Genomic DNA, 19,342 nt, shown 5'->3' with positions numbered 1-19,342 from the left:
GGGGTCGGGTCAGCGGGTGAGCGCGCCGCCGTTGGTGCGGATGACGTCCGCGTACCAGTCGAACGACTTCTTCTTGTACCGATCGAGTGAGCCGGTGCCGTCGTCGTTGCGGTCGACGTAGATGAAGCCGTAGCGCTTGCTCAGCTGTGCGGTCGAGGCGCTGACGATGTCGATGCAGCCCCATGTGGTGTAGCCGAGCACGTCGACGCCGTCCTCGAGGGCCTCGCCGAGCTGGACGAGGTGGTCGTTGAGGTAGGCGATGCGGTAGTCGTCGACGACGGTCTTGACGCCGTCGACCTCGACGAGCTGGTCCTTCGCGCCCAGTCCGTTCTCGACGATGAACAGCGGCTTCTGCCAGCGGTCCCAGAACGTGTTGAGCACCAGGCGCAGGCCGATCGGGTCGATGGCCCAGCCCCACTCGCTCGTCTCGAGCGTGGGGTTCGGGACGCCGCCCATGATGTTGCCCTCGCCCGCGACCTTCTTGGCCGGGTCAGCGGTCTCGGCGATGCTCATGTAGTAGCTGAACGACACGAAGTCGACGGTGTTCTTGAGGGTCTCGCGGTCCTCGTCGGTGATGTCGAGCTCGATGCCGTTCTCACGCAGCGTGCGCAGCGCGTAGCCGGGGTACTCGCCGCGGACGTGGATGTCGCCGAACATGAAGTTGGAGTGATCCGCTTTCATGACGGCGAGGAGGTCCTTCGGGTCCGGCGTCAGCGGGTAGGTCGGCATCGCGAGGATCATGCAGCCGATCTGCGCGTCGGGTGCGACTTCGCGGGCGATCTTCGTCGCCGAGGCGCTCGCGACCAGCTCGTGGTGGATCGCCTGGTAGAGATCCTTCGGGGTCAGCTGCTCCTTCGGAGTGGCGATGCCGCCCGACATGAACGGTGCGTGCAGGACCGAGTTGATCTCGTTGAACGTCAGCCAGTACTTCACGCGCGAGCCGTAGCGCTCGAACAGCGTGCGGGCGTAGCGCTCGTAGAAGCCGATGAGGTCGCGGCTGACCCAGCCGTCGTACTTCCGGGCCAGGTTCAGCGGCGTCTCGTAGTGCGAGATGGTGACCAGCGGCTCGATGTCGTACTTCTCGAGCTCATCGAGCACGCGGTCGTAGAACGCCAGGCCCTCTTCGTTGGGTTCGGCGTCGTCGCCGTTCGGGAAGATGCGGCTCCACGCGATCGAGAACCGGAAGACCTTGAAGCCCATCTCGGCGAAGAGGGCGATGTCCTCGGCGTAGCGGTGGTAGAAGTCGATGCCCTCGAGCTTGAGGTTGTCGGGCGTCGGCTCCGCGGTCGGCGGGGTCATGAGGCCCTGCGGCATGACGTCCTGGATCGACAGGCCCTTGCCGCCCTCGGCATAGGCACCTTCGATCTGGTTGGCGGCGGTCGCCCCGCCCCACAGGAAGCCCTCGGGGAACGGGGTCGGGATGGTGGTGCTCATGGTGTTTCCTTCGTGATGGATCGTGAGGCGGGCAGGGGGACGGGGGTGCAGCCGGTGGCCGGCTGCACCCCCGTGGCGGTCAGACGCCGGCCGGAGCGGTCGCTGCCGGGGCGACGGCGGTCGCGAAGTACAGCGTGTCGCCGTGGGCGATCGGGCCTGCGGCGCGGTCGCCGACGATCTCGTGCTGGTCGCCGTTGGTGACGATGACCGGGGTGGTCATGTCATAGCCCGCGGCCTTGATGGCCTCGAGGTCGAACTCCACGAGCACGTCGCCGGCTGCGACGGTCTGGCCCTGCTCCACCTTGAGGGTGAAGTGCTTGCCGGCGAGCTTGACGGTGTCGATGCCCAGGTGGATGAGCACCTCGGCGCCGTCGGCGCTGCGCAGGCCCACGGCGTGGCCGGTCGGGAAGGCAGCTGCGACCACCCCGTCGAACGGGGCGTACAGGACGCCCGCGGCCGGGACGATCGCGACGCCGTCACCCAGCGCACCCTCGGCGAAGGCGGCGTCGGGAACCTCGGCCAGCGGCACGACGGTGCCGTCGAGCGGGCTGCGGAGGTCGAGGTCCTTGGCCTCTGCGGCGACGGTGGCCTCCTCGACCGGGTCCTTGAACCCGACCACGAGGGTGAGCACGAAGGGCAGCACGATCGCGACGCCGACGCCGATCCACATGAGCGCCTGGTTGCCGATCGTCATGAGCGAGGGGATCGACAGCAGCGAAGGCAGGGCACCGGGGTTGTTCGAGGCGACGCCGCCCATCGCGATGAGCGCACCGCCGATCGCGCCACCGGCGATCGCGAAGCCGAAGGGGCGACGCAGCGGCAGGGTCACACCGTAGATCGCGGGCTCGGTGATGCCGGCGAGGAAGCCCGAGAGCGTGGCCGGAGCCGCCAGCGAACGCAGGTTCTTGTTGCGGGTGCGAGCCCACACACCGGCGGTGGCGCCGGCCATGGCGAGCACGGCGGCCCAGAGCGGAGCGGCCATCGCGATGGAGCCCATCTCCTGGTACTGCAGCACGATGATCGGGACGAAGCCCCAGTGCAGGCCGAAGATCACGAAGACCTGCCACAGGCCGCCCATGATCGCGCCGCCGAGCCACGGTGCCACTTCGAACACCCAGTTCACGCCGCCGGCGATGCCGGAGCTGATGAAGGACGACAGCGGGCCGATCGCGGTGAGCACGAGCGGGACGGCGACGAGCACGACGATCATCGGCGTCAGGAAGCGGCGGATCGAGGAGTGCAGCTTGGCGTAGAGGAACTTCTCGGCGTAGCTCTGCAGCCACACGATGATGATGATCGGGATGACGCTCGAGACGTAGCTGACCATCGTGACCGGGATGCCGAAGAAGTCGATCGGGTCGGGGCTGCCGTTCAGCGCCACGATGGACGGGTACACCAGGGCGCCGGCGATCGCGAACGACGTGAACTCGTTCGCCTTGAAGTACCGCGCCGCCGTGAAGGCCAGCGCGAGCGGCAGGAAGTTGATGAACGCGTCGGAGAGCGCGTAGAGGATCGTGTAGGTCGTCCCCGCGGTGTCGATCCAGCCGAAGGTCGCCGCCGTGACGAGGAAGGCCTTCAGCAGACCGGTGCCGGCGAGCACCCACAGCAGCGGGGTGAAGATCGCGGCGATCATCGAGATGGCACGGTTGAACAGATTGCCCTTGGGGGCGTCGGCCGCTGCCTTGGCCTCGCCGGAGCCGAGCTTGGAGATCTTGCCGATCTCGGCGAACACCTCGGGCACCTCGTTGCCGACGACGACCTGGAACTGGCCGCCCGCCTCGGCGGTGGTGATGATGCCGGGGACCTTCTTGATGGCGGCGGCGTCGGCCTTCGACTTGTCCTTCAGGACGAAGCGAAGCCGGGTCGCGCAATGCACGAGCGACGTGACGTTCTCCTCGCCGCCGACGCCCTTCAGGACGCCTTCGGCGACTTTGCGGTGATCCATCGTGGATCCCCTCCCTCCGCCGCTTCCGCGCGGCGTCTTTCTTGTGTGGAGCGAAGCCGTCGGCCTGTTTCGGGCAACAAAAAAACCTGAGCTGTCGACCAGGTCCGTCAGGACTCAGGTCAGCTCAGGTTTTGCCTGCGTGCGCAGTAACAATCCGAAGACTGGGGCGAATCGTCGATTCGCGAGGCTCACGTTAGCACAGGGTCCGGCACATCCGTATGGGACCAAAGTCCCATTGGATGGGAACGCCTACGCGCCCACCCGCTGCGTCAACCGCTCGACGTGCACGATGATGTACAGCCGCTCCTCGTCGGTGAGTTCAGTGCCCGCCGCGGCATGGATGTACTCGGCGACCACGTCGGCGCACTCGGCCGCGCGCGGATAGCTCCTGCGGGCGAACTCGTAGAACGACGTGTCCCCGCTCTGCAGCATGCTGTCGGAGACGAGCCGCTGCAGCAGGAACTTCACGTGAAGGATGAACCGCGCGTAATCAGGGCTTTCGGTGTCCAGTGAAAGGTCGAAGAAGCTCTCGACGGTGCTCGCGATGTGCTGCACCCGGCGGAACAGGAGAGCGGCCGTGCCGTTGGGCGCATCCTGTGTCGCGTTGACGAGATGCATCGTCAGGAACACCTTCTCCTCGTCGGGAAGGTCGACGCTCAGATCCGTGCTGAGCTGCTCCACCATGAGCTCGGCGGCACGGTACTCCTCGGGGTAGAGCACGCCCAGTTCGGGCATGGGCGCGGTCGGGATGCGGATGCCCTCGCTCAGCCGCTGCAGCACGAACTGCAGGTGATCGATGATCGCCACCGGCAGGCTCCTGCCGAGGTCGCGACCGAGACTTCCCTGGGCGACGACGATCGACTGGTCGACCGCCTCGACGAGCGCGTAGGGCACGTTCGCCAGCGTCTCCTGCGCGTGGGCGCGGTCTCCCTCGAGAAGGAACGTCTTCTCGATCTTGTCGGCGTCGATGGGGTCGCCCGGCTTGACCTGGAACCCCAGGCCGCGGCCCATGAGGACGACCTCGGTGCCCTTGGTGCCCACCGTGACCACGACGTTGTTGTTCAGCACCTTGTGCACGACGCCCGGTCCGCGCCGCGGCTCCGTCCGGCTGCCCATGCTCCGATCCTACGGCGGCCGGGGCGCGTGCGGACTTCTGCGACGTGGCCCGCCAGCCTTCACGCAGGTGCGCCCCGGTACCCTGGGGGGCATGACGACATCCTCCGAGTCCCCCCGCGTGCGCCAGGTCCGCCCGGCCACCGAAGGCTGGACCCAGAAGAAGGATGCCGAGGGTCGCCCGCTCCTGCAGTTCGCCTCGCCCAAGCGCGGCAAGCCGCCGGTGCACCTCGCCGATCTGACCCCCGAGCAGCGGGTCGAGAAGGTCAAGGAGCTGGGCATGCCCGGCTTCCGCGCGAAGCAGCTCGAGAAGCACTACTTCACGCACTACACCAGCGACCCGTCGACGATGACCGACCTGCCGGCATCCGGGCGGGAAGAGCTCGTCGCGGGCATGCTGCCCCACCTGCTCACCGAGGTGCGCCGCCTCGAGACCGACCGCGGCGACACGATCAAGTTCCTGTGGAAGCTCCACGACGGCGCCCTGGTGGAGTCGGTCCTCATGCGCTACCCGGGACGCATCACGCTGTGCGTGTCGAGCCAGGCCGGCTGCGGCATGAACTGCCCGTTCTGCGCGACGGGGCAGGCGGGCCTGACCCGCAACATGTCGGCGGCCGAGATCGTCGAGCAGGTCGTGCGGGCCAACCGGCTCATCGCCGACGGCGGTCTCGGTGACCCGCGCAAGGTCGGCCACGAGGGCGAGCGGGTCACCAACATCGTCTTCATGGGCATGGGGGAGCCGCTGGCCAACTACGCCCGCGTCATGCAGGCCGTGCGGGTGATGACCGACAAGACGCACGGCATCGGCATGAGCGCACGCGGCATCACGGTGTCGACCGTCGGGCTCGTGCCGGCGATCACCAAGCTCGCGAACGAGGACATCCCGGTGACCTTCGCGCTGTCGCTGCACGCACCCGACGACAAGCTGCGTGACGAGCTGATCCCGGTCAACTCCCGCTGGAAGGTCGACGAGGCGCTCGACGCCGCACGGGCGTACTTCGAGAAGACGGGTCGCCGCGTCTCGATCGAATACGCCCTCATCAAGGACATGAACGACCACGGCTGGCGCGCGGATCTGCTCGGCGACAAGCTCAACGAGCGCGGCCGCGGCTGGGTTCACGTCAACCCCATCCCGCTGAACCCGACGCCCGGCTCGATCTGGACCTCGTCGGAGCCGGCCGTGCAGGACGAGTTCGTGCGCCGGCTCGAGGCCAAGGGCATCCCGACGACACTGCGCGACACCCGCGGCAAGGAGATCGACGGCGCGTGCGGGCAGCTGGTCGCGACCGAGGACGACCAGCGCGTCGCGGAGTCCACTCCGGTCTCGTGACGCATCAGGGGTCTTAGGGCCTCTTCCTCCGGCGTTCCGGCTGACAGAATCGCCGTATGCCGGCCTGGCTCGTCTTCGCGCTGTTCGCGCTCGTCTTCGCGGGCGCGGGCGGCTGGCTGGCCCGCCGGCTGCTCGACTCCCAGGTCGGCTGGGTCCGCGCCGGCGTCACCGCGTTCGTCGTCTTCGCCGTGAGCGTGCCGCTGGTGTGGTGGACGCTGCGCCAGGCGGACGTCGTCCGCGGCGACGGCACCTTCGTGGTCGACGCCCCCGTGGCGGTGGCGTTCCTCCTCCTCATGGTCGGCTGGGTCTTCGCGCTCACGGTCATCGCGATCGTCACACTCGAGTTCCTGTGGCCGAGTCATGGCTGGCGCAGCCCGGTCGCGACGGTGCGCGACGCCTTCCGCCGCCGCGACCGGGCGCGTCGGTACGCCCAGATCCTCACGATCGCCTCGCGGCACGGTCTCGGTGCATTCCAGAATCGGCATGCAGGCAGCGAGGAGCTCGCCCACGCCATCGTCGCGGCGCTCGACGAAGCCGGCGTGACCTTCGTCAAGCTGGGCCAGGTGCTCTCGTCGCGCGAGGACGTGCTCCCGCGCGAGCTCATCGACGCGCTGTCCACGCTGCAGATGGACTCGACGCCGATTCCGTGGTCCGAGGCCCGCGCCGCGATCGAGAAGGAGCTCGGGCGCGGCATCGACGAGGTGTTCCAGACGATCGACGAGACCCCCATGGCCGCGGCATCCGTCGCTCAGGTGCACACCGCGACCCTGCTGTCCGGGGATGAGGTCGTCGTCAAGATCCAGCGGCCGCGGGCCCGCGCCCAGGTCACCACCGACCTCGACATCCTCGAGCGCCTCGCCGCCGACGCCGAACGGCGCACCGACTGGGCGCGCGACTACGGGATCTCGGCGCTCGTGGCGGAGTTCGCCCGCACCCTCAGCGCGGAGCTGGACTACCGGGTCGAGGTGGCCAACATCGCGCTGCTGCGCGGCGCGATCGAGCAGTCCGAGTCGATGCGGCTGCGCCTGCCCACCGTCCACGAGGACCTGTGCACGAGCCGCATGATCGTCCAGGAGCGCATCCGCGGCGTCCCGTTCGGCAAGCTCGACGCCCACGCGCTGCCCGAGGAGCAGGGGCGGGCGATCGCGGACGGCGTCCTGGATGCGGTCTTCGAGCAGATCGTCGTCCGCGGCGTCTTCCACGCCGACCTGCACGCGGGAAACCTCATCCTCTGCGACGACGGAACCGTCGCGCTCATCGACTTCGGCGCCGTCGCGATCGTCGAGCGGAGCATGCGGCGCCTGCTGATGCCGCTGATGCTCGGCATCGCCGCCGATGACGACGTCGCGACCACCGACGTCGTGCTGATGCTGTGCGACGCGGGGCCCGACGCCGTCGACCAGGCGTCGCTGCAGCGCGACATCGGCGTCATGCTGACGCGCCTGCGCAACGTGCCGGCCGACGAGAACGTCTTCCGCTCCCTGCTCGACGCGCTGCGCCGCCACCGCATCGCCCTCCCGCCGTCGCTTCTCCTGGTCTTCCGCACGCTCATGTCGCTCGAGGGATCGCTGCGACGCGTCGTGCCCGGGTACGACATGGTCGGCCGGGCGCTCGAGCGCGCGCCGCACTTCGCGCGCGCGTCGGTGTCGGCATCCGATGTGTGGCTGTCGGCGCAGACGCAGCTCGCCCTCGCCGTCGCGAGCCTGCGCGGCATCCCGCGTCGCCTGGAGAACCTCGCGCGCGGACTCGAGGACGGGACGCTGTCGATCCGGCTGCGCGCCTTCGAGGATGCGGGAGAGCGCAGCTGGATCGAGAGCCTGCTGGGCACCATCACGACGACCGTCATCGGGGTGGCGCTGCTGGCCATCGGCATCACGCTCGTCGTCGCTTCGGGCGGGCCGATGCTCACCTCGGATGTGCCGCTGTACCCGTTCTTGGGCAGCACGATCGGTCTCGGCGGTCTGCTGCTGATCGCCCGGAGCCTCCGCAGCGCGCTGCGGCGACGCTTGCCCGGCCGCTGACCGCACGCGGCGAGACGAAGCTCCTCGTCCGCGCGGCTAGCCTGGAGGGATGGTCAACTATCGATATCTCGGCAACAGCGGTCTCAAGATCTCCGAGATCACGTACGGCAACTGGATCACCCACGCTTCGCAGGTCGAGAACGACGCCGCGATCAAGACGGTCCACCGCGCGCTCGACCTCGGGATCACGACCTTCGACACCGCCGACGCCTACGCCAACACCGCGGCGGAGTCGGTCCTGGGCGAGGCTCTGAAGGGCCAGCGCCGCGAGTCGCTCGAGATCTTCACGAAGGTCTACTGGCCGACCGGCCCGGCCGGCCCCAATGACACGGGCCTCAGCCGCAAGCACATCATGGAGTCGATCAACGGGTCGCTGGAGCGCCTCGGCACCGACTACGTCGAGCTCTACCAGGCCCACCGCTACGACTACGAGACGCCGCTGGAGGAGACCATGCAGGCGTTCGCCGACATCGTCCGCCAGGGCAAGGCCCTGTACATCGGCGTGTCCGAGTGGACGGCCGAGCAGCTGCAGGCGGGGCACGCGCTGGCGAAGGAGCTGAACTTCCAGCTCGTGTCGAACCAGCCCCAGTACTCCGCTCTGTGGCGCGTCATCGAGGGCAAGGTCGTGCCGACGGCAGCCGAGCTCGGCATCTCGCAGATCGTGTGGTCGCCGATGGCGCAGGGCGTGCTCACCGGCAAGTACCTGCCCGGCCGGCCGCTGCCGGCTGGATCGCGCGCGACGGACGAGGCCGGCGGTGCGCGGTTCATCCAGACGTTCCTGCGCGACGCGGTCCTCGAAGCCGTGCAGAAGCTGAAGCCGATCGCCGAGCAGAACGGCCTGACGATGCCGCAGCTGGCGATCGCGTGGGTGCTGCAGAACCCCAATGTGTCCGCCGCGCTCGTGGGGGCCTCCCGTCCCGAGCAGCTCGACGACACCGTCAAGGCGTCGGGCGTCACCCTCGACGAGGACACCATGACGGCGATCGACGAGGCGCTGTCGCCGGTGGCGGTCACCGACACCGAGGAGACGTACTCGGCCTCGCCGAAGTCCCGCGTGGCCTGATCGGGTCGCCGTGGTCACGACCAGCGCCGGCATCCTGCTGTACCGCCGCGTGCCCCGCGTGCAGGTGCTCATCGCCCACATGGGCGGGCCCTTCTGGGCGGCCAAGGATGCCGGCGCGTGGTCGATCCCGAAGGGGGAGTACGACCCCGATGCCGAGTCCGCGTTCGAAGCGGCGCGCCGCGAGTTCCGCGAGGAACTGGGCATCGAGCCGCCGGAGCGCGCATATGCCGACATCGGAACATTCGCCTACTCGTCGGGGAAGCGTGTCACGGTGTTCGTCGCCGACGGCACCGGGCTGTCGCTCGACGGACTCGCCTTCGGGGAGTTCGAGCTGGAGTGGCCGCCGCGGTCGGGACGCGTCGCCCGGTTCCCCGAGGTCGACCGCGTCGAGTGGACGGACGCGGATGTCGCCCGCGAACGCCTCGCGAAGGGTCAGCGGCCCGCGCTCGACGCGCTCGTGGCGCACGTCGCGGACGCCGGAGACTGAGCCGCCGCACGAGACGGCGGGGATCGTCGCCGACACACCGGCGAACCTCTGGGCGGCGCGGCGTGTCGGCCGCAAGTCCCGCTGCGTCGTACCCGAGGAGCGATTCGTCAACCCCTTGCCGATGTCGCGGGCCGGGTCCACACTGGCGGCGGACGGAAGGGGCTCTCATGGCTCACGGCGACATCACCCACATCGACCTGCCTGTCACCGACTTCGCGCAGGCGAGCCGCTTCTACTCGGCGCTGTTCGGCTGGACGATCGCGGAGGCTCCGGGGTTCGAGGGCTATCCGATGTGGCAGGCGCCCAACAAGATCTCGGGCGGCGGACTGGCGCCCCGCAGCGACGACTTCACGCAGCCGCGATCGTACGTCGAGGTCGACTCGGTCGACGAGGCGATCGCCACGGCCGAGGCGAACGGCGGATCGGTGCTGATGCCGAAGTCCCCGATCAGCCCGACCAGCTGGTGGGCCACGATCGTCGACCCCGACGGCAACGTCATCGGCCTCTACGAAGGCACCACCGACGTCGAGGACTCCTGACCCTCACTCGTGCGTGCGCTGGGTCCGCCACTCGTCGACGAGCTCCGGCATCCGCACGGCGAGGAATCGCAGGAAGTCAGCGGTCTCGTGCGCCCGAGCGACCGAGGCGGGAGCACTCGGGTTGGCCGACCCGATCGCGTCGATGAGTCCCGCCAGGGCGGTGAACATCGGCGCCTGGCCGACACTCACCCCCTGGAAGGCGCCGTCGGCCAGGTCGTAGCGGTCCCTCCGGTCGCCGGGCCGGGAGATGCGCTGGATGAGCTGCATCGACTGCAGGTAGCGCACCGCGCCCGACACCGCCGCGGGGGACACTCCGAGCCGCTCGGAGAGCTCGGCTGCGGTGTACCCCTCGTCGGGCGACCCGACGAGGGCCATCATGACGCGGGCGGGCATGCGCGCCATGCCGGCCGCGGCCAGCATCGCGGCGGCCTGCTCGGCTTCGTCGATCCCGGGATGATCCACGCGGTGCTCCTAACCGGATGCCGCGAGCTCGCGGCGCCGCATCAGCACGAGTGCTCCGCCGATCCCCAGCACCGTCACCGGTGCGAGCCACCACAGCCCGCCGAGGTCGATGTCGTCACCGGCGACGCCGGGTGCTGCCGCGATCGGCGACGCGTTCACGAGTGCCTCGGGGAAGCCGAAGAGCGGGCCGAAGAATCCGAGCAGCAGCGACACGAGGACGAGCGACCACGCCAGCGGGATCGTCAGTCGCGGAAGGGCGACGAAGACCACGGCGGCGATCGCGACGAACACCAGGGCGGCGGCGAACTGTCCCGCGCCCATGATCAGCACGTCGCGGATGAGTCCTTCGTCGGAGCCCTGCGCGAGCACGCCCCCCGCCGCCGCGACGATGGCTGCCCCCACGGTGAGGGCGATGCCGATGACGGCCATGACCACGTAGCCGCTCAGCCAGCGCACGCGCGCGACGGGAGCCGACAGCACGGGCTCGACCGTGCCGCCGGCCTCCTCCTGCCGTGCGCGGATGACGATCTGCACCGCGCACGAGGCGGCGAGCACTCCGAGGATCGTGAAGAACGCGGCCACCGTCGCCTGCTCGGTGTCGGCGCTCCCGGCGATCTGGCTCAGCAGCTGTTCGATGGCCGGGTTCTCGGCGCTGAACTCGTCGACGACGCTCGCGAGAGATGTCGACATCGCACCGACGACGAGTCCGCCGATGATCCAGCCCAGGATGCCGCCGCGGGTCAGCCGCCACACGAGCCCGAGGGGCGAGCCGAGCGCGGCTCCGGCCGAGGCGCGGCCGCGTCGCGACGGGACGAGCCCCTCGCCGAGGTCGCGCGCGGTCTGCAGGACGATCGACACGCCCGTCAGGACCAGCCCGAGGGCGAGCAGAAGCAGCAGCGGCCATGGATTGTTCTCGTCGTAGGCCCGCATGTTCTCGGCCCAGCCGAACGGGGACAGCCACGTGAGCCACGAGCTCTCCATGCGCTGCAGATCATCGGACGGCGTGCCGAGCGCATTGCCGAATCCGCACACGAAGAACAGCGCCGTGACCGTCCACACCGACGCCGCGTTCGCCCCGCGCGACGTGCGCATGAGCTGGGCCGCGAGGAGGCCGACGCCGAGGAAGGCGACACCCACGCCGCCGATCGCGAACCCCGCGATGAACGCCCCCTCGACGCCCAGCCCGGACGCCACGAACGCCGCCGAGACCAGCAGCGCGAGCACCAGATTCGCGGCGAGGCCGTGGATCGCCGTGGCGATGAGCGGCCTCGTGCGGGACACGGGGGTTGCGGCGACGAGTTCGGCGCGCCCTGCCTCCTCATCGCCGCGCGTGTGGCGGACCGCCAGGAACGTGCTCATGAGCGCCGCGAGGAACGCCGTGGCGGGCAGGATCAGGAAGATCACGAGGGCGCCTTCGCTCGATCCCGACGGCAGCCCGCGGAAGAGCAGGATCACCGGATTGGCGATCGCCGCAGCCAGCAGCGACACGCGATCCTGCTCGGTGGCGAAGGTCTCACCGCCGGCGACGTAGCCCATGTACGCCAGCGCGCTGATCCCGAGGATCCACAGCGTCAGCTGCACGGCATCCCGGCGCAGCCGCTGGGTCACCAGGTGGATCATGAGCGCGATCCCGTCCGCGCGCGCCGGCGGGTCGCGGGCGGCGCGTCTGCGGCGGTGAGGTCGTCGCCGTAGTGACGCAGGAACAGCTCCTCGAGCGAGGGCGGCGCCACCCGCAGCCCCTGGACCCGCCGACGCGCGAGCTCGGGGAGCACGTCCGCGATCGCGTCGCTGTCGACCGTGAACTGCGCGCGGCCATCCACGACGCTCAGATCGTGCGTTCCGGGGATGCCGTCGACGGCCCCTCCGCCGTCGAGGGCGAAGGACACCTGGGTTCGGGTGAGGTGCCGCAGATCCGCGAGCGTTCCGGATTCGACGATGCGGCCGGCGCGGATGATCGACACGCGATCGCATACCTGCTCGACCTCGGACAGGATGTGGCTGGACAGCAGCACGGTCGCACCCGCGTCGCGCACGCGCCGCAGCTCCTTCTGGAACGCGACCGCCATGAGCGGATCCAGGCCGCTGGTGGGCTCATCGAGCACATAGAGGTCGGCCGGCACGGCGAAGGCGGCGATGAGCGCGACCTTCTGGCGGTTCCCCTTCGAGTAGGCCCTGCCCTTCTTGCGCGGATCGAACTGGAAGGCCTCCATGAGCCTCTCGCGCTCCGCCCGGTAGCCGCGGTCGTCGGTGCGCGCGCCCCGCAGCCGCGCCAGGAAATCCACCGCCTCGCCTCCCGAGAGGTTCGGCCAGACGCTCACGTCTCCGGGCACCGACGCCAGACGACGATGCAGCTGCTCCGCATCGCGCCACGGGTCGCGCCCGAAGACCTGCGCCTCGCCCCGTGTCGCGCGCGCGAGTCCCAGGAGGATGCGCAGGGTGGTGGTCTTGCCGGCGCCGTTCGGCCCGAGGAACCCGTGGATCTGGCCCGCGTCCACCTGCAGGTCGAGACCGTCCAGCGCATGCACGGCTCCGTAATGCTTGGTGAGCGCCCGCGTCAGGATCACATCTGTCATGTCCCGGACGCTACACCCGATTCATGAATGTGTGAATAGTCTGAATCCGCGACGCCATGCGATGTATCTGCCGTCATGCCGGATGCTCTCGCATCACAGGGGAGACAAGGGAGCGGATCGCACTGACGTCATCGGCGACCCGCGGAGCGGAGTCGACATGAGTGCAGCACCCGCCCAGAAGATCGCGCAACGACGGCGGAGGTTGGCCGCCTGGCGCAACCGGGCGCTCGACCAGTGCGCCGAGCTGACCTTGACCGCGGAGCACACCCGGGCCGCCTCGGGCGAGCGTGCCGACGACCCGGGATGGGACGCGGTGACCGGCTGGCTGGACGAGGCCGCGACGGTCGCTCGGGCGGAGCCGAGGTTCCGCCAGCGCGTCCGGTGCTTCTGGCGCGGCAGCGACATCGACGCGGCGTGGCTGGCGATCCACCGGGCCGAAGTCGCGATCACGGAGCTGACGCCGGACGCGACCGTGTACGCGCCGCGCATCGTCGACGCGCGCGAAGTGGGCGAGATGTTCCTGAAGCCCGACGATCACCGTCTGCGTGCGCTGGCCGGTGCCGAGAAGTCGGTGAAGGACAAGGAGGAAGAGCGGAGCAAGGTCGCATCCGTTCCGGCGGCTGCGCAGACGGCCGCAGACTCCGAGGAGCAACGGCGCAAGGCGCGCGAACTGACTCCGGGCTCCATGGTGCGCGCCGCCGCCGTGCTGCGCGCCGCCTACGCGGCGGGATCCGAGAAGTACCGTCAGGTGCGCGACTTCCGGAACATCCTCATCCTCACCGGCCTCGTGACCTTCCTCATCGCCACGACGCTGGGGATCGCGGGCCTGGTGGCGCCGGCGGCGCTCGATGCCTGCTGGGACGGGATCTGCCCGTCGGGCAGGGCCGTGCCGCACCCCGGCGACGTCACGATCATCCAGCTCTACGGCCTCGTGGGGGCGGCAGCCACCGGCGCCATCGCGGTGCCCCGCCTGCGGGGAACCGCGACACCATACGCCGTGCCGATCTGGTCTCTCGTGCTGAAGCTGCCGCTGGGGGCGATCACGGCCTACCTCGGGCTGACCCTGCTCCACGTGGTCAACGGCATCACGATCACGAGCGTCCAGGAGCTCGCCGCCTGGGCGGTCGTGTTCGGCGCCTCGCAGGAGGCTCTCACGCACATGATCGACCAGCGAGCCCAGAGCGTCCTCAACAGCGTGCCCAGCGCCGCGATGGACCAGGCGGATCCGGGCGATCGCCTGCTGGCCCGCATCAGGGACGTGCGCTACCGAGAGGCATAGTGCTTCTGTATACGCAAGGGAAGTGCTGAGGCATTCGCGTGCATTCCTGTTGGGCTTGTGTATACACTAGGGCCCGAACTGCGGTGACGAGGAGGTGCGGATGCGGGCCAGCGACCGTGCGTACGCGACGCTCCTCGACGAGATCCAGTCGGGCGCGATGCCGCCGGGCGCCGTCCTCGCCGAGGTCGAGCAGGCCTCGCGGCTCGGAGTCAGCCGCACGCCGCTGCGCGAGGCCCTCGGTCGCCTCGCCGCCGACGGACTCGTCGTGCAGCAGTCGCCGCGCGTCACCGTCGTGGCCGACATCGACGCCGACGACATCCGGGAGCTGTTCGAAGTGCGTCGCGCCCTCGAAGAGACCGCTGCTCGCCTGGCGGCCATGCGGGCCGAGCCTGCCGTCTTCAGCGGTCTGGCGGCCGAGTTCGCCGCGGTCACCCTCGACGACGCCGATGGGCGCGACACGTACTACGGGCTCATCGCACGCTTCGACGCGGCGCTTGACGCCTCCGTCGCCAACGACTACCTGATCGCGGCGCTGCGCACGATCCGCACCCACCTCGTCCGCGTGCGCCGGCTCGCGCGCGACAACCCCGAGCGGCTCACCGCCTCGGTCGCCGAGCACCGCCTGATCGCCGCGGCGATCGGCTCACGCGACGCCGACCTGGCCGCGCACGCCACCCACGTCCACCTCCACAACGCGCTGGCAAGCGTCCTCGCCTCTCTCGGCGGCGGCACGTCCACCGGCGCCGTCACGACCCAAGGAGCAGCATGACCGTCACCCACCACCTTCGCGTCCACCGCAGCGATGAGAACCTCGCCCGCGAGGGACAGCTCGCCTGGCACATCGCCGAGGTCGCCGCCGATCCCGTCGCGGTCGAGCCCGAGGTGGTCGACATGATCATCAACCGCGTCATCGACAACGCGTCGGTGGCCGCGGCATCGCTCACCCGTGCTCCTGTCAGCGCGGCGCGTCAGCAGGCGCTCGACAACCCCGTCTCGGTCAGCGGGAGGGGCGCCACCGTGTTCGGCGCACCGCTCGACCGCCACGTGGGCGTCGAGTGGGCGGCGTGGGCGAACGGCGTCGCCGTGCGCGAGCTCGACTACCACGACACCTTCCTCGCCGCGGAGTACTCGCACCCCGGCGACAACATCCCGCCGATCGTGGCCGTCGCCCAGCACGTCGGCGCCGACGGTGCGGCCCTCGTGCGCGGCCTCGCGACCGGATACGAGATCCAGATCGACCTCGTGCGCGCGATCTGCCTCCACAAGCACAAGATCGACCACGTCGCCCACCTCGGCCCGTCGGCCGCGGCGGGCATCGGCACGCTCCTCGGCCTCGACGTCGAGACGATCTACCAGGCTGTGGGCCAGGCGCTGCACACCACGACCGCGACGCGTCAGTCGCGCAAGGGCGAGATCTCGACGTGGAAGGCGCATGCGCCCGCGTTCGCCGGCAAGATGGCCGTCGAGGCGGTCGACCGCGCGATGCGCGGCCAGACGAGCCCCTCGCCGATCTACGAAGGCGAGGACGGCGTGGTGGCGTGGATGCTGGACGGTCCCGACGCGTCGTACGACGTGCCGCTCCCGGCTTCCGGTGAGCCCAAGCGCGGCATCCTCGATTCCTACACCAAGGAGCACTCGGCCGAGTACCAGGCCCAGGCGTGGATCGACCTGGCCCGCAAGCTCCACAACGAGCGTCCCGAGCTCGGGGACCCGGCGAACATCGCCTCGATCGTCCTCCACACCTCGCACCACACCCACTACGTGATCGGCTCGGGTGCGAACGACCCGCAGAAGTACGACCCGAAGGCCTCGCGCGAGACCCTCGACCACTCGATCCCGTACATCTTCGCGGTGGCGCTTCAGGACGGCGGCTGGCACCACGTCGACTCGTACCTGCCCGAGCGCGCCGCGCGCGAGGACACCGTCGAGCTGTGGCACAAGATCACGACGGCCGAGGATGCCGAGTGGACGCGCCGCTACCACTCGACCGATCCGAACGAGAAGGCCTTCGGCGGCCGCGTCGAGATCACGCTCGCCGACGGATCGACCGTCGTCGACGAGATCGCCGTCGCCGATGCCCACCCGCTGGGTGCGCGGCCGTTCGCTCGGGAGGACTACATCCGCAAGTTCCGCATCCTCGCCGAGCCGGTGCTGGAGCCCGCCGAGATCGAGCGGTTCCTCGACCTCGCGCAGCGCCTGCCCGAGCTGACGCCCGCCGAGGTTCTCGAGCTCAACATCGTCGCGGGGCCCGGCGTGCTGGCATCCGCTCCGGCTCCGAAGGGCCTGTTCTGATGCGCGGCCTCGGCACCGCGCGGTGCACAACTCCACAGAACCGGCCGGTGACTGACCGGCAGCGCGCCGTCACGGGCCGCGCGGGCGCGGATCCGTGGATTTCTGCACGCGCCGTCCCGCAGAGGGGGGACGTCTGATGCTGTACGCGCAGACTCCGGCCGCCGAGAAGCGGCGCCTGTTCCGCGAGCGGCTCGCATCGGGGGAGCTGCTGCGCTTCCCCGGCGCGTTCAACCCGCTGTCGGCCCGGCTCATCGAACGCAAGGGCTTCGACGGCGTCTACATCTCGGGTGCGGTGCTCTCCGCGGATCTCGGGCTCCCCGACATCGGACTCACGACCCTCACCGAGGTCGCCGGCCGGGGCCAGCAGATCGCCCGCATGACCGAGCTGCCGGCGATCATCGACGCCGACACCGGATTCGGCGAGCCGATGAACGTCGCCCGCACGATCCAGACACTGGAGGATGCGGGGCTCGCGGGCACCCACATCGAGGACCAGATCAACCCGAAGCGCTGCGGCCACCTCGACGGCAAGGCCGTCGTCGACGAGGACACCGCGGTCAAGCGCATCCGCGCCGCCGTCGACGCGCGCCGCGACCCGAACTTCCTCATCATGGCGCGCACCGACATCCGGGCCGCGGAGGGGATGGACGCGGCGATCGACCGGGCCAAGGCCCTCGTGGATGCCGGAGCCGACGCGATCTTCCCCGAGGCCATGCGCACCCTCGACGAGTTCGAGGCGATGCGCGCGGCCCTGGACGTGCCGATCCTGGCCAACATGACCGAGTTCGGCAAGTCCGATCTGTTCAGCGTCGACCAGCTGCGCGACGTGGGTGTCAACATCGTCATCTGGCCGGTGTCGCTGCTGCGCATCGCGATGGGCGCAGCCGGCCGGGCGCTGGATACGCTGACCGAAGAGGGGCACCTGACCTCGAAGCTGGGTGAGATGCAGCACCGCGCCGACCTGTACGACCTGATCGACTACGAGCAGTACAACCACTTCGACACGAACGTCTTCAACTTCCACATCAGCCGCTGAAGAACTCCCCATGTCCCGATTTCTGCCGCCCGGCACGGCCGGGAGCGGCAGAAATCGGGACACGGACACCCCAAAGGAGAGAGCATGACCGACACGATCGAGATCAAGAAGGGGCTTGCCGGAGTCACCGTCGACTACACGGCGATCTCCAAGGTCAACCCCGAGACCAACTCGCTGCTCTACCGGGGCTACCCGGTGCATGAGCTCGCCGCCACCCAGCCATTCGACGCCGTGGCCCACCTGCTGTGGCACGGCGAGCTTCCGACCGACGAGCAGCTCGCGGCCCAGCGTGAGGACGGGCGGCGCTTCCGGCCGCTCGACCCAGCGGTGAAGACCGCCATCGACCAGCTGCCGCTGGACTGCCATCCGATGGACGAGGTGCGCACCGCGGTCAGCATGATCGGCGCGACGCAGCTCGCCGGCAAGGGTTCGGTGCTCGACGCCGTCGGGACGCCCGAGGAGAACCTCGCCCGCAGCTCCCACCTGTTCGCGGCGCTGCCGGCGATCGTGGCCTACGGGCAGCGCCGCCGACACGGGCTGGAGCCGGTGGAGTCGCGCGAGGACCTCGACTACGCGTCGAACTTCCTCTGGATGACCTTCGGGGAGGAGCCCGCCCCGGTCGTCGCCGATGCGTTCAACAAGTCGATGATCCTGTACGCCGAGCACTCGTTCAACGCGTCCACGTTCACCGCGCGCGTCATCACCTCGACCCTGAGCGACCTCTACTCGGCGGTCGTCGGCGCGATCGGCGCGCTCAAGGGCCCGCTGCACGGCGGAGCGAACGAGGCCGTGCTGCACATCTTCGACGAGATCGGAGACGCCGACAACGTCGTGCCGTGGCTCGATCAGGCCCTCGCCGAGAAGCGCAAGATCATGGGCTTCGGCCACCGTGTCTACAAGCGCGGCGACTCGCGCGTGCCGACCATGAAGGCGGCGCTGGACGAGCTCGTCCACCACTACGACCGACCGGACGTCGCGGCTCTCTACGCGACGCTCGAGAGCGAGTTCGTCGCGCGCAAGGGGATCTACCCCAACCTCGACTACCCGTCGGGTCCGGCCTACAACCTGATGGGCTTCGACACGCTCACCTTCACCCCGCTCTTCGTCGCGGCGCGGATCGTGGGCTGGACGGCGCACATCATGGAGCAGGCCGCCTCGAACGCGCTCATCCGCCCGCTCTCTGCCTACAGCGGCCCGGACGAGCGCCACGTCGATGGTTACGTCCCCGATACCGCGGCCATCGACATCTCGACGCGAGCGGAGGAGGCCGCCGGGTGACCGTATGGTTCGGCGACGTGTCGTCGATCGACCTGCCCGCGATGTCGGCGCAGAGTCTCATCGACCACCTCGGCATCGAGTTCGTCGAGCTGCGTGATGATGCGCTGGTCTGCCGGATGCCGGTGGACCGGCGCACCATCCAGCCGGCGGGCGTGCTGCACGGCGGCGCGTCGGTCACGCTCGCCGAGACGATGGCGTCGTGGTCGGCCTACCTCGCCGTGGACCGTGAGCGGTTCCACGTGGTCGGCATGGAGATCAACGCCAACCACGTGCGGCCGATCTCGTCCGGCTGGGTGATCGGGACGGCGAGCCCGGTCAACATCGGGCGCCGAGCGCACGTCTGGGAGGTCCGAATCACCGACGAAGCGGGCAAGCTCGTGTGCATCTCGCGCTGCACGATGGCCGTCATCGAGCAGAAGAGCACGTACGCCATCCCCGAGGAGCGCGGCGCCGGCTGACCCGCTGACATCCGTGACGAGTCGAGGCACGA

At 69.6% G+C, this 19,342-nt stretch carries 17 protein-coding genes; 11 read left to right on the top strand and 6 right to left on the bottom strand.

Features of this window, described 5'->3' with window-relative positions:
• Positions 1-9: 9 nt before the first annotated feature.
• The 3 genes from P0L94_12195 to P0L94_12185 all read right to left on the bottom strand — a co-directional run bounded on the left by P0L94_12195 (position 10) and on the right by P0L94_12185 (position 4,495).
• A complete protein-coding gene (locus tag P0L94_12195; protein WES63216.1) occupies positions 10-1,434 on the bottom strand; it encodes a glycoside hydrolase family 1 protein in 1,425 nt (474 codons plus the stop codon).
• Between the two features lie 79 nt (positions 1,435-1,513).
• Entirely contained in the window at positions 1,514-3,379 is a 1,866-nt protein-coding gene (locus P0L94_12190) for a beta-glucoside-specific PTS transporter subunit IIABC (protein ID WES63215.1), read from the bottom strand.
• 249 nt (positions 3,380-3,628) lie between these two features.
• On the bottom strand, positions 3,629-4,495 hold the full coding sequence (locus tag P0L94_12185) for a PRD domain-containing protein (protein ID WES63214.1): 867 nt from the start codon (positions 4,493-4,495) through the stop codon (positions 3,629-3,631).
• Between the two features lie 91 nt (positions 4,496-4,586).
• On the opposite strand from P0L94_12185, the gene rlmN reads away from it, so the two are divergent.
• The 5 genes from rlmN (at position 4,587) to P0L94_12160 (ending at position 9,932) form a co-directional block, all read left to right on the top strand.
• A complete protein-coding gene (gene rlmN / locus P0L94_12180) occupies positions 4,587-5,822 on the top strand; it encodes a 23S rRNA (adenine(2503)-C(2))-methyltransferase RlmN (protein WES63213.1) in 1,236 nt (411 codons plus the stop codon).
• A gap of 56 nt (positions 5,823-5,878) precedes the next feature.
• Positions 5,879-7,843, top strand: a complete 1,965-nt coding sequence (locus P0L94_12175; GenBank protein ID WES63212.1) for an AarF/UbiB family protein — start codon at positions 5,879-5,881, stop codon at positions 7,841-7,843.
• A 49-nt stretch (positions 7,844-7,892) separates the two neighbouring features.
• On the top strand, positions 7,893-8,906 hold the full coding sequence (locus P0L94_12170) for an aldo/keto reductase family protein (protein ID WES63211.1): 1,014 nt from the start codon (positions 7,893-7,895) through the stop codon (positions 8,904-8,906).
• Between the two features lie 10 nt (positions 8,907-8,916).
• Entirely contained in the window at positions 8,917-9,393 is a 477-nt protein-coding gene (locus P0L94_12165) for an NUDIX domain-containing protein (GenBank protein WES63210.1), read from the top strand.
• Positions 9,394-9,560: 167 nt separating this feature from the next.
• Positions 9,561-9,932, top strand: a complete 372-nt coding sequence (locus tag P0L94_12160; GenBank protein ID WES63209.1) for a VOC family protein — start codon at positions 9,561-9,563, stop codon at positions 9,930-9,932.
• 3 nt (positions 9,933-9,935) lie between these two features.
• On the opposite strand, the gene P0L94_12155 is transcribed toward P0L94_12160, so the two are convergent.
• From P0L94_12155 to P0L94_12145, 3 genes are read right to left on the bottom strand one after another with little or no spacing between them, the layout of a single operon-like run.
• On the bottom strand, positions 9,936-10,394 hold the full coding sequence (locus P0L94_12155) for a helix-turn-helix domain-containing protein (protein ID WES63208.1): 459 nt from the start codon (positions 10,392-10,394) through the stop codon (positions 9,936-9,938).
• A 9-nt stretch (positions 10,395-10,403) separates the two neighbouring features.
• Positions 10,404-12,014, bottom strand: a complete 1,611-nt coding sequence (locus P0L94_12150) for a hypothetical protein (protein WES63207.1) — start codon at positions 12,012-12,014, stop codon at positions 10,404-10,406.
• Complete coding sequence (locus P0L94_12145; protein ID WES63206.1) at positions 12,011-12,967, bottom strand: ABC transporter ATP-binding protein; 957 nt, start codon at positions 12,965-12,967, stop codon at positions 12,011-12,013. Before P0L94_12145 ends, P0L94_12150 begins: the two co-directional genes overlap by 4 nt.
• A 157-nt stretch (positions 12,968-13,124) precedes the next feature.
• Here P0L94_12145 and P0L94_12140 point away from each other — a divergent pair, with 157 nt between their 5' ends.
• The 6 genes from P0L94_12140 (at position 13,125) to P0L94_12115 (ending at position 19,310) form a co-directional block, all read left to right on the top strand.
• Positions 13,125-14,246: a hypothetical protein gene (locus P0L94_12140; GenBank protein WES63205.1), complete on the top strand. Its 1,122-nt coding sequence runs from the start codon at positions 13,125-13,127 to the stop codon at positions 14,244-14,246.
• A gap of 100 nt (positions 14,247-14,346) precedes the next feature.
• Complete coding sequence (locus P0L94_12135; protein ID WES63204.1) at positions 14,347-15,015, top strand: GntR family transcriptional regulator; 669 nt, start codon at positions 14,347-14,349, stop codon at positions 15,013-15,015.
• Entirely contained in the window at positions 15,012-16,538 is a 1,527-nt protein-coding gene (locus P0L94_12130; GenBank protein ID WES63203.1) for an MmgE/PrpD family protein, read from the top strand. The genes P0L94_12135 and P0L94_12130 overlap by 4 nt, the downstream gene beginning before the upstream one ends.
• A gap of 136 nt (positions 16,539-16,674) precedes the next feature.
• Entirely contained in the window at positions 16,675-17,574 is a 900-nt protein-coding gene (prpB, locus tag P0L94_12125; protein ID WES63202.1) for a methylisocitrate lyase, read from the top strand.
• An 84-nt stretch (positions 17,575-17,658) separates the two neighbouring features.
• Positions 17,659-18,852 carry a bifunctional 2-methylcitrate synthase/citrate synthase gene (locus P0L94_12120; protein ID WES63201.1) on the top strand — a complete coding sequence of 398 codons (1,194 nt, stop codon included), beginning with the start codon at positions 17,659-17,661 and terminating at the stop codon, positions 18,850-18,852.
• Entirely contained in the window at positions 18,849-19,310 is a 462-nt protein-coding gene (locus P0L94_12115; protein ID WES63200.1) for a hotdog fold thioesterase, read from the top strand. The genes P0L94_12120 and P0L94_12115 overlap by 4 nt, the downstream gene beginning before the upstream one ends.
• Positions 19,311-19,342: the final 32 nt, after the last annotated feature.

It is taken from the genome of Microbacter sp. GSS18 (genome assembly GCA_029319145.1).
GTDB lineage: Bacteria > Actinomycetota > Actinomycetes > Actinomycetales > Microbacteriaceae > Microbacterium.
Note: the sequence above shows the minus strand (reverse complement) of the source record. Positions and strands in the feature narration are given on the sequence as shown.